Origin of the sequence: Litorivivens sp. (assembly GCF_041625495.1) — a bacterium.
Taxonomy (GTDB): Bacteria; Pseudomonadota; Gammaproteobacteria; order Pseudomonadales; family Spongiibacteraceae; genus Litorivivens.
In genome coordinates this window covers 1-10,628 of the sequence record NZ_JBFJTH010000133.1, presented here as the reverse complement: position 1 = coordinate 10,628, position 10,628 = coordinate 1, and the positions used below count along the sequence as shown (strand labels likewise).

Annotated in this window: 11 protein-coding genes and 1 tRNA gene; 6 read left to right on the top strand and 6 right to left on the bottom strand. The window is 57.0% G+C overall.

Annotation, left to right across the window (positions count from 1 at the left end; genetic code table 11):
- From ABYP39_RS14110 to ABYP39_RS14095, 4 genes are all read right to left on the bottom strand, one after another.
- Window positions 1-57, bottom strand: a tRNA-Gln gene (locus ABYP39_RS14110).
- An 18-nt stretch (window positions 58-75) separates the two neighbouring features.
- On the bottom strand, window positions 76-918 hold the full coding sequence (gene ispE / locus ABYP39_RS14105) for a 4-(cytidine 5'-diphospho)-2-C-methyl-D-erythritol kinase (protein ID WP_372760620.1): 843 nt from the start codon (window positions 916-918) through the stop codon (window positions 76-78).
- Window positions 915-1,472, bottom strand: a complete 558-nt coding sequence (lolB, locus tag ABYP39_RS14100; RefSeq protein ID WP_372783127.1) for a lipoprotein insertase outer membrane protein LolB — start codon at window positions 1,470-1,472, stop codon at window positions 915-917. The genes ispE and lolB overlap by 4 nt, the downstream gene beginning before the upstream one ends.
- Entirely contained in the window at window positions 1,472-3,220 is a 1,749-nt protein-coding gene (locus ABYP39_RS14095; protein WP_372783125.1) for a tetratricopeptide repeat protein, read from the bottom strand. The genes lolB and ABYP39_RS14095 overlap by 1 nt, the downstream gene beginning before the upstream one ends.
- A gap of 135 nt (window positions 3,221-3,355) precedes the next feature.
- Here ABYP39_RS14095 and hemA point away from each other — a divergent pair, with 135 nt between their 5' ends.
- From hemA to rhlB, 6 genes are all read left to right on the top strand, one after another.
- Window positions 3,356-4,621, top strand: coding sequence for a glutamyl-tRNA reductase (hemA, locus tag ABYP39_RS14090; RefSeq protein WP_372783123.1), 1,266 nt, complete (start codon window positions 3,356-3,358; stop codon window positions 4,619-4,621).
- A 9-nt stretch (window positions 4,622-4,630) separates the two neighbouring features.
- Complete coding sequence (gene prfA / locus ABYP39_RS14085; RefSeq protein ID WP_372749078.1) at window positions 4,631-5,716, top strand: peptide chain release factor 1; 1,086 nt, start codon at window positions 4,631-4,633, stop codon at window positions 5,714-5,716.
- 15 nt (window positions 5,717-5,731) lie between these two features.
- Window positions 5,732-6,562, top strand: coding sequence for a peptide chain release factor N(5)-glutamine methyltransferase (gene prmC, locus ABYP39_RS14080; protein ID WP_372783131.1), 831 nt, complete (start codon window positions 5,732-5,734; stop codon window positions 6,560-6,562).
- Window positions 6,562-7,320: a ThiF family adenylyltransferase gene (locus tag ABYP39_RS14075; protein ID WP_372764631.1), complete on the top strand. Its 759-nt coding sequence runs from the start codon at window positions 6,562-6,564 to the stop codon at window positions 7,318-7,320. Before prmC ends, ABYP39_RS14075 begins: the two co-directional genes overlap by 1 nt.
- 56 nt (window positions 7,321-7,376) lie before the next feature.
- The gene (locus ABYP39_RS14070) at window positions 7,377-8,087 is read left to right on the top strand and encodes a DoxX family protein (protein ID WP_372783121.1); all 711 of its coding nucleotides are present in this window, start codon (window positions 7,377-7,379) and stop codon (window positions 8,085-8,087) included.
- A 62-nt stretch (window positions 8,088-8,149) separates the two neighbouring features.
- Window positions 8,150-9,499 carry an ATP-dependent RNA helicase RhlB gene (rhlB, locus tag ABYP39_RS14065; RefSeq protein ID WP_372758522.1) on the top strand — a complete coding sequence of 450 codons (1,350 nt, stop codon included), beginning with the start codon at window positions 8,150-8,152 and terminating at the stop codon, window positions 9,497-9,499.
- 22 nt (window positions 9,500-9,521) lie between these two features.
- Here rhlB and cysZ read toward each other — a convergent pair whose 3' ends face one another.
- The gene (gene cysZ, locus ABYP39_RS14060; protein WP_372758523.1) at window positions 9,522-10,259 is read right to left on the bottom strand and encodes a sulfate transporter CysZ; all 738 of its coding nucleotides are present in this window, start codon (window positions 10,257-10,259) and stop codon (window positions 9,522-9,524) included.
- A 132-nt stretch (window positions 10,260-10,391) separates the two neighbouring features.
- On the bottom strand, window positions 10,392-10,601 hold the full coding sequence (locus ABYP39_RS14055) for a cysteine-rich CWC family protein (RefSeq protein ID WP_372783129.1): 210 nt from the start codon (window positions 10,599-10,601) through the stop codon (window positions 10,392-10,394).
- Window positions 10,602-10,628 lie beyond the last annotated feature (27 nt).

Here is a 10,628-nt window from a genome sequence, read left to right as displayed (position 1 = left end):
GGGAGGATTCGAACCTCCGAATGACGGGATCAAAACCCGTTGCCTTGCCGCTTGGCGACGCCCCAGCAAAACTGGTTAATTCAGGTTCAGAGCAGTGTGGCTTGGCGAGCGATTAACGCCGCGAGCAACAAAGCCGCTGTAACTGGCCGGCCGTTTTGCGAAAACTTCTCGCGCCGACGCTTCATCAGCAAATCGTGCGAACACGCACGAACCGGTACCTGTAAGCTGAGCGGGGGCGAATTGCGTTAACCAATCCAAGGCGTTTTTCACCTCTGGATACAGGTTTTTGACCACATTTTCGCAGTCATTTCCGGCACCCTGCTCAAGAAAGGCCGCTATTCTGATGGGTCGACTGTTACGTGTCAATTGCTGGTGTGAAAAAATTTCGCGAGTTCCTACGCTTACGCCTGGATGAATCACCAGGTACCAGTGCTGCGGCATTTCAACGGGGCAAAGTAATTCACCTACACCTTCGGCCCAGGCGGTTCTGCCGCGCACGAAGATCGGTACATCGGCGCCGAGGCTTAGGCCGATCTCGGCCAGCGTATCAATGCTCAGGCGTGTGTCCCATAGTTGGTTCAAGGCCAGCAGGGTTGTCGCAGCGTTGGAGCTGCCGCCGCCGATGCCGCCGCCCATGGGCAGTATTTTGTCACAGTGAATGTCGGCACCCATCCGGCAGCCCGTGGCTTCCTGCAGTGCGCGGGCGGCGCGCACAATGAGGTTGTCGGCGGGAGCCACCCCTGCAAATGGCGGGGTAAGGTTGATCTCTGGACTGGGGTGAGCGCTAAAGTGGAGCGTATCGCCGTAGTCCAGCAGCTGAAACAGGCTTTGCAGTAAGTGGTAGCCGTCATCGCGGCGTCCCGTGATTTTCAGGCACAGATTGAGCTTTGCAGGTGCAGGCACACTGAGCGTTGTCACGGGCGGTTGCACTGGGCGTTTGCCTGCCAATCGCGCAGCATCCACTTTAGGCGAACGTTGTCGCTTTCCAGGGTGATGCGTTCGGCGCGCTCGGAGCTTGGTTGATATTGGATGGTCCAGCCGTATTGGGTGAGCTCGGTGGCCGAGCCCGCTTCCTGCGGGTGTTGCTGGTGTGGAGCGTCAGGATCAGGCAGCCCGCGCAGCCAGTAGCGTAAGGCGGAGACCGGCATAACCCAGCCCAGTGAGGCAAGTAATGCTTCGGGGGAGTCTGCCGTTACTTCCGGGTCGCCGCCACGGTGCAGGCTGACCTGTTGGGCGTCGCCGTAAATAATGGTAGTTCCAACGCCGAGCGGGCCGCTGAGGCGGATGCGGTAGCGATCATTGCAATCCTGCCAGTTAAAGTTAGCGCTTTCCTGCTCTCCGTGGGCCCACAGGCCAACCCGTCCCTGTACGCTCCAGTAGCCTGATTCGTCCAGGGGGGCTTGTTTTGGAGTGCTGCCACAGGCGGCGACAATCAGGGCCGTCAGGCCCAAACAGAGAGTTCTAAAACGCATCAGGGTTGTTCTGCTGTCGGGAGGTTAACATTCAGTCGTTGTAGTGTTTCATTGATAATCAGACTGTCGGGGGTGTCCCGCAATCCGGTTTGCCACACGCTGATGGCTTGCTGTTGCTCGCCCAGGAGCCACAGCACTTCCCCGAGGTGGGCGGCGATTTCGTGATCCTGAGTCTGGGCGTAAGCGCGTTCCAGATAGGTTCGGGCCAGTGTCATGTCGCCAAGCCGGTAGGCCACCCAACCATAGCTATCCTGGATGGCGGGGTCGTCGGGTCGTAGCTGCAAAGCTTTGCTAATCAGTGATTTGGCTTCGGTCAGTCTATCGGTCAAATTGGCGAGAGAATAGCCCAATGCGTTGAGTGCAGTGGCGTTGTCCGGGTCGCTGGAGAGGATGACGCGCAAATCGCGTTCCATCAGGTCAAGATTGCGCTGACGCTCACTGAACAGAGAGCGGGCATATAGCAAGTTGGTATTGGATGGATCGTTGTCCAATGCCGAGGTCAGTAGATTGTAGCCTTCTTTATACTGTCGTTGGTCAAACAGAAGGTCGGATTCAGCCAGGTAGAGCTGGGTGCGCAGCTGTGGGAATCGCTGCCGGGCTTCCGTCAGGGTGCGCCTGGCGCTGGCGAGCCCCTGATGCTCGTTGTCCAGAGCTGCGAGCCGGGTCAGCGCCGGGATGAGCTGTTCGCCAATGCCTACCTGACCATAATACTCACGGGCCTGACTCCACTGTTCACGCTGTTCGGCAATGCGGCCAAGAAAATAAAGGGCGTGGTTCTTCTGTTCAGCGTCGGTGCGCAGGTTTTTCAGCAGTGCTATTGCTTCGTCGTATTCCCCGATTTCGCGGTTTACCAGCGCCAGCGCCAGTTGTATCGCACTGTCTTCCGGAAACTGGTTGTGCAATACCATGTACTGGGCCTTGGCCTGGAAGATATCGCTGCGGGTATACAGCTGGGCAAGATTTTGGCGAAGGCGTTTGTGGTATGGATGTTGGTCAACCGCGAATCGCAGGCGTTCAATAGCTTCATCAATCCGGTTCAGTTGCTGCAACACCCGGGTCTCAATTAGCAGCGCGTGGATATCCAGCGGGGCAACGGCCAGAACCTCGCGAATCAGCAACAGGGCCTCCTCTTCCTGATTTCGGTATTGGAGGGTCAGCGCCACACCGGTTTTCAGGTTGGTATTGTCGGGGTGCTTGGCGAGCATGGCGCGAATCTGGGTTTCAAATGCTTTTTGCTGGTTTTCGGACAGCGCCAGAGCGCTTGCGGCCAGGCTGGCGAAATTACTGTCTTCACTGGAGCCGATCACGGCTTCCATGTGGGGGAGGGCGTCCAGTGGGCGGCGGGCGCGCGCCAGTGTTGTTCCCCGGATGAAATGGGCTTCGGCGGAATCGGGCTCTTTCTGCAGCCACAGCTCGGTGGCGGCTAGGGCGGCTTCGAGATTGTTCACAAACTGGGACAGGCGGGCAGCCGTTGCAATAATGCCGCTGTCCTTGGTGCGGTAGGCCTGCTCCATATAATGATCGAGTGCCAGATCATAGTGTTGCCGGCGAATGGCAAACTCGGCCACCAGCAGATCGTAAAAGCTGTCTTCAGGGAAGGGTTTGAGCGGTCGTTTTTCCGGCTCAGCAGGCACTGCGGCGGGCTGTGCAATTGCCGGTGTTTCAGCCGGTGTTTGTGCGCAGGCACCCAACAGCAGGGGCATGCCGAAAGCGGCAGCAATACCAAGGGTATGTTTGAAATTCATCATGCGATGATTCTAGCATGGGCTGATCGCGTCGCGTAGCGCGTCGCAAAGTGGTTTTACCTGCTCGCTGGCATCCACTTTTAGTGGCCAACTTGCTAGAATTGCCCCCTTTTCCCGGTTCGGTAGTCTCCCCCGCGCATGAATTTGCTGGTTTTGGGCGTTAATCACACCTCTGCCCCTGTTGCTGTACGGGAGCAAGTCGCGTTTGTGCCTGAGCATATGGAAATGGCGTTGCAGGCTTTGTCCCGAATTGAGGGGGTCGATGAAGCGGCCATTCTGTCTACCTGTAACCGCACAGAACTTTATCTGATTAATGCTAGCGATGATGCGTTGCTCACCGACGCTGTTAGTGAGTGGCTGGCAGAATATCGCGGCTTGCCGCGGGCGACGTTTGAGAATTGCCTGTATAGCCACGCCGGGGTGAGTGGAGTGCGCCATATGATGACGGTGGCGGCCGGGCTCGATTCTCTGGTGTTGGGTGAGCCGCAGATTCTGGGGCAAATGAAATCCTGTTACGCGGTGGCCAAGGAGGCCGGGACGCTGGGCGCTAATCTCGAGCGTGCCTTCCAGCAGGTATTTGCAACGGCCAAGCGCGTTCGCACTGACACGGCAATCGGCGAGAACCCGGTGTCTGTGGCCTATGCCGCGGTTAGTTTGACACAACATATTTTCAGTAAGCTCGATCGGTGTCGGGCTTTGCTGATCGGCGCCGGTGAAACCATCGAGCTAGTGGCGACCCACCTGCGGGAGCGCGGTGTTCGCCAGCTGGTGATCGCCAACCGCACCTTGGATAGGGCGCGCGACCTGGCTGATCGATTCGACGCCGAAGCGGTGTTGCTGGCTGATATCCCAGAGCAACTTAAGAATACCGATATTGTGGTGGCGTCGACTGCCAGCCAGTTGCCGATTCTTGGTAAGGGGACGGTCGAGTCGGCCTTGCGTAAACGTAAGCATCGACCGATGTTGATGGTCGATATCGCCGTGCCACGGGATATTGAGGCCGAGGTGGCAGAGTTGGCGGACGTCTATCTCTACACCGTGGATGATCTCAAAGAAATCGTCGACGAAAACCGTAAGGCGCGGGCCAGTGAGGCGCGCAAGGCAGACGGTATCATTGAATCTGCCGTTGCTGAGTGGCAGCGTCAGTGGCGGGCGCTCGATGCGGTTGATACTGTGAAAGACTACCGCTCGCAGGCCGAGCAGTTGCGTATGCACGAAATGGAAAAGGCGCAACGGGCTCTCGCGCGCGGCGTGGCGCCGGAAACTGTGCTTGAGCAGCTGGCGCGCGGTTTAACCAATAAACTAATACACCATCCTAGCTCCCGCTTGCGGGAAGCGGCAGCCAATGGCGAAACAGAAACGCTGCGTATCGCGCGTCAGCTGTTGGGCCTGGATAATGACTGAAGGCATTTAATGAAAGCGTCTATCGCGGCAAAACTGGATAATCTGCTTGAGCGTTACGAGGAGCTGGCAGCTTTGCTTAGTGCGCCCGAAATCATTGCCAACCAAGACAAGTTTCGTGCGCATTCTAAAGAGTACGCGGAAATCGAGCCGGTTGTGCTGTGTCACCGCAATTACAAAAAAGTCGAGTCGGATCTGGCATCGGCGCGAACTATGCTGGCTGAAGAAAGCGATGCCGAGTTGCGCGCGATGGCCGAGGAAGAAATAGAAACCAGTGCCGCGCAGTTGGAAGTGCTGGAACTGGAACTTCAGACTCTGTTGTTGCCCCGTGATCCCAATGATTCCCATAACGTGTTCCTTGAAATTCGTGCGGGCACCGGCGGTGATGAAGCGGCCATCTTTTCTGGCGATCTGTTTCGTATGTACAGTCGCTACGCCGAATCTCAGGGGTGGCGCATAGAAATACTCAGTGAGCGTCACGGAGAGCATGGTGGCTACAAGGAAATTATTACCCGAGTCGAAGGCAAGGATGTCTATGGGCACCTGAAGTTTGAGTCGGGAGCGCATCGGGTGCAGCGGGTACCGGAAACCGAGTCGCAGGGGCGGATTCATACGTCGGCTTGCACGGTTGCGGTGATGCCGGAACCGGAAGACGTGGATGAGGTGGAACTTAACAAAGGCGATCTGCGTATCGATACCTACCGCGCCAGCGGCGCCGGTGGTCAGCACGTTAACAAAACCGATTCGGCGGTGCGCATTACCCATATTCCCAGCGGTATCGTTGTGGAATGCCAGGATGAGCGCTCCCAACATAAAAACCGTGCGCGTGCGATGTCATTACTGCAGGCGCGAATCAATGATGCGGCGCAGAGTGCTCAGGCGCAGGAACAGGCTGAGTCGCGGCGCCTGTTGGTGGGTAGCGGCGATCGCTCTGAGCGTATTCGTACCTATAACTTTCCACAAGGGCGGGTGACTGATCACCGGATTAATCTGACGCTTTATAAGCTCGATGAAATTATTGCCGGTGATATGCGTCACGTGGTTGAGCCACTGCGTCAGGAATATCAGGCTGATCTGTTGGCGGCTCTGGCCGAATAAAGGCATTGTGTTGTGGTGACGATTAGTCAGTTGCGCAGCCGGCGAGTGGAGCTGCCAGACCCGGATACCGCCGCTCTGGACATCGATCTGTTGCTCGTCCATGTGTTGCAAAAGCCGCGTTATTTTCTGCATGCGTATCCCGAATTTGAACTATCTGCCGAGCAGGCCACAGTTATGGAGCAGCTTCTGGCGCGGCGAATTGCGGGTGAGCCCGTAGCCTATTTAACTGGCGAAGCAGAGTTCTGGAGTCTGACACTGGCAACCGACCCGTCAACGCTGGTGCCGCGACCCGATACCGAACTACTGGTTGAATGGTTGCTGGAAGAATATGGCGATACAGCAGAAAAGCGGGTGTTGGACCTGGGAACAGGAACAGGTGCTATTGCTCTGGCGCTGGCCAGTGAATGTCCTCGATGGCAGGTAAGTGCGGTTGATCAGTCGGCACAAGCGGTTGCGCTAGCCCGGCGCAACGCCACGGCGCTTGGGTTGGAGCGTGTTTGTGTCAGCCGCTCTGACTGGTTTGATCAGGTCGTCGGCGAATTCGACATCGTGGTATCCAATCCTCCTTATATAGAAGCAGACGATGCTCACCTGCAGCGGCCGGGTGTTTGTTTTGAGCCGGCGTCAGCGTTGGTCTCGGGTGTCGACGGTCTTGATGCGATTCGTCAGATTACTCGGCGAGCGCCAGACTTTCTCGCGCCGGGTGGGGTGCTGCTGTTTGAGCACGGCTATCGTCAAGCCGAGTCAGTCGCCGCTATACTGCGCGCTGCGGGTTTTTCGCGAATTGAAACGCGCAGCGATCTGGGTGGGAACCCGCGCGCCACCATGGGGGTCAATAGTCACTGATGCAGGACGAAGAACTGCTGCGTTACAGTCGTCATATTCTGCTGCCCGGTCTGGATGTTGCCGGGCAAGAACAGCTGTTGGCTGCGACGGTGCTGATCGTAGGCCTCGGCGGCCTAGGCTGCCCGGCCGCTTTGTATCTGGCGGCAGCTGGTGTCGGTCGCTTGGTGTTGGCTGATCACGATCGGGTAGAGCTCAGCAATCTACAGCGACAGATTGCACATGACACTGCGGCTATCGGCTTGTCCAAGGTAGCGTCGGCGCGGGCGCGCTGTCTTGCCCTCAATCCCGACATTTCGGTTGACTGCCTGGACAAGCGTTTGAGCGGCCAGGCATTGTTCGACGCCGTGTCTTCATCGGATCTGGTGCTTGATTGTAGCGACAATTTCGACACCCGTTTTGCGATAAATGAAGCCTGTGTTGCGTTGCAAAAGCCTTTGGTCAGCGGGGCGGCCATACGCAGTGAAGGCCAGCTTTCAGTTTTTGATCCGCGCCGGGCCGACAGCCCCTGCTATCGTTGCTTGTACAGCCCCGATGTCGGCGACGAAGCGCTCAACTGTTCGGAAGCGGGGGTGTTGGGGCCGATCGTTGGTGTCATTGGCAGTCTGCAGGCCACCGAAGCGATCAAGCTCCTGTCGGGTTACGGTGAACCGTTGACGGGTCGCTTGTTGCTGCTGGACGGTGCTACCATGGAGTGTAGAAATCTGAAACTCGCCAAAGATCCCGCCTGTGCCGTCTGCGCGGGGCGTACTGGCAGTTAACAGAAAGAATTCAAAAATCGTCAAAATAAGAGAAGAGTTTCGGTGCGGAGACCGCAATGAGTTTTTTGTTCAAAGTGTACTACGCCATTCACGACAACCTGTTTGGTTTGTTAAAGCACCTCGACGGCCTTGCGTTGCTGGCACTTCGTCTGTTTCTGGCGCCGGTGATGATCGCCGCGGGTTTGAACAAGTGGCACAGTTTCGACAGTACGGTGGAATGGTTTGGGAACGCCACATGGGGGCTGGGCTTGCCATACCCTGAACTACTGGCGGCGTTGGCGACAGGAACCGAAGTGTTTGGTGGCTTTTTACTACTGTTCGGCCTGGCGGTGCGCTGGGCGGCTGTTCCGTTGATGGCTACCATGCTGGTCGCGGCCATCGAAGTGCATTGGGACAACGGCTGGTTCGCCATTGCGCCAAGTGATCCTTCGACCAGTACGGCGAAGCTGCTGGCAGATGTGGGCATCCCTACCGCTGAAGACAGTCTGGAAAACAGCCGCGAGGTGAGCCTGCGCCTTGAGCGGGCCAAGGACATATTGCGCGAAAATGGCAACTACGAGTGGCTGACAGGCAAAGGTAACTTTGTGGTGCTCAATAATGGCATTGAATTTGCCGCCACATACTTTCTGATGTTGCTGGTGCTGTTTTTCTGGGGCGGCGGGCGCTACGTCAGCCTGGACTACTATTTTGACCGCGCAGCGCGGCAGGTTCTGCGTGATCAAGGGCCTCCACAGCGTGACCTCGACGACCTTAATGTGCCCGATTGAGTGCAATAGCAGCAACATTTGATAGAATGCCGGCCTTACTTAGATTTAATTGAGGCTAACCTTTGCTAAAAAAGCTGTTTTCACGAGACAAAACAGACCCCGTTGCCACACCGCCAAAAACCGAGGCGCCTGAGCAGCGCGCGGAAAATGAAGGCAAGGGCAAGTCATCGGAACGACGCAGCGGGAACAAAAAGCGCCGCGCCAAACCTGCTCCGTCAGCCTGGTCCCTGTCTGATTTTCCGGTGCCCGAAGCGCCGGGCAAGGTCCGCTTTCACGATCTGGGGCTGGACGATACCCTGATGCGCGCCATAGCGGATCTGGGGTTTCAGTATTGCTCCCCTATTCAGGCTGCGGTTTTACCCCACACCTTGCGGGGTCATGATGCGATCGGCAAGGCCCAGACGGGCACAGGCAAAACGGCTGCCTTTCTGATTTCTGTTATCAACGACCTGATCAATAACCCGATCGAAGACGAGCGTTACCTGGGCGAGCCCCGGGCGCTGGTGATTGCACCCACCCGTGAGTTGGTGCAACAGATCGCCGAGGATGCGAAAGGGCTGACCAAGTACACGAACCTTAATGTGGTTACCCTGATCGGTGGCATGGACTATCAGAAGCAGCAGAATCAGCTCAGCCGTGATCTTGTGGATATTGTTATTGCCACGCCAGGCCGCTTGCTGGACTTTACCGGCCGCGGCGACCTCTATCTGGACGGTGTTGAACAGTTGGTGATTGATGAGGCCGACCGGATGCTGGACATGGGCTTTATTCCCCAGGTCAAGCGCATTATCCGGCTCACACCGCGCAAGGAAAGCCGCCAGACCCTGCTTTTTAGTGCAACCTTCACCGAAGACATCATCCGCCTTACAGAGCAGTGGACCTATCAACCGGTCAATATTGAAATAGAGCCGGACAACGTGGCGACTGACAATGTGGATCAGCGGGTCTATCTGGTAGAAGAGCGGGAAAAGTTCCAGATCCTGCAGCGTATTATCCGTATGCCTGAGGCGGAGAGCGTCATTGTATTTGCCAACCGCCGCGACCAGACCCGTCGCCTGCACGAGCGCCTGCGCAAAAGTGGAATTCGCTGTGGCCTGTTGTCGGGTGAAATTGCCCAGAACAAGCGCACCCAGACGTTGCAGCAGTTCAAGGACGGTACGATTCAGGTGCTGGTGGCGACCGACGTTGCCGGGCGTGGTATTCACGTTGACGGGATCAGTCACGTAGTCAACTTTACCCTGCCCGAAGACCCGGAGGACTACGTGCACCGCATCGGTCGTACGGGACGAGCCGGGGCCAAGGGAACCTCAATCAGTTTCGCGTCAGAAGACGATGCCTTCCTGTTGCCGGAAATCGAAAAATTGCTGGGCAGCAAGCTGGCCTGTGAGCAGCCGCCGGAGGCGTTGCGGTAGTCGTCGTATCTGCGGGCGGTCCTCAGACGTTTGTTGTCTGACCGCTCTGGAGCTTCTCAACCCACAAGATGGTGCCGCCGCAGACCGCCGCCGGCATGATCAACAGATTCACAATGGGCACCATGGTGCCCGCCATAACCATTATCCCAAAGGGCAAGGTGCTGCCGCGAGCAGCTTTTATACGCCGCTTGCTCTCTTTAAAGCTCAGTCCACGGTTATCCATGGCGTAGTCGCAGTACTCCAGTGACAACATCCATGCGCCGAGCAGAAACCACAATACCCCTGAGAAGGGGGAGATAAATGGGATAAAGCTGAGCAACAGCACCAGCAGGGCGAAACTGAGGTAGTAGCCGAGCTTTTGCACTTCCCGCCAGATACTGCGGGGGAAGCTGGCCAGAGCGCTGGCAAACGATTCCCGGGCCTCCACTTCCTTGCCCGTCAGTTTTTCCTCAACCTTCTCAGCCAGCAGGCCATTAAATGGCGCAGCGATGATATTGGCCAATGTACTGAAGCTATACATGGCAATCGCCAGCACCAGCACCACCGCCAGGGGCCATAGAATCCAGCTCAGAAATGACAGCCACTCGGGCAGCCAGGCGAGAATGGCGGCAATGCCCCCGCCAATCAGTTCGAAGCCCAGCGTCATCAGGCCCCCGAAAATCAGCACGTTGACGAGCAATGGCAAAATGACAAAGGGTCGTATGCCGGGTTCGCGCAGCATTTTGAAGCCGCGCACCAGATAATTGATATTACTGTCCATAAGACTGCCTGTTGGCTACTGAAGCCGTCGATTGAAAGTTACGTGACATGTACAGGTCACCACTGGGGCACGTGGTTAGATAAGCCGCTTTCCGGCGGAATGCCAGGATGCGGTGGTTGCTGTCAGTCAGATTCATGACTTTTCCTTTTGTGTTGCTGCCGTGCCGCAGCGCTGACAAAGGCACTGCTCTTTCCCTTGAAAGCGGGCGACAGTTTCCTTGTTGAAGGCGACAGAAAAGCACCAGCAGGAGGCCGGAGGGAGGTTTTGAGCAACGGCGCAACGATTGTCGCCGCCGCAGGCGGGGCAGGTCTGGGCCTTATAGTTGGAATCACGTGATGTCATGGCTGCCATTGTAGGGCGGTGGCACGG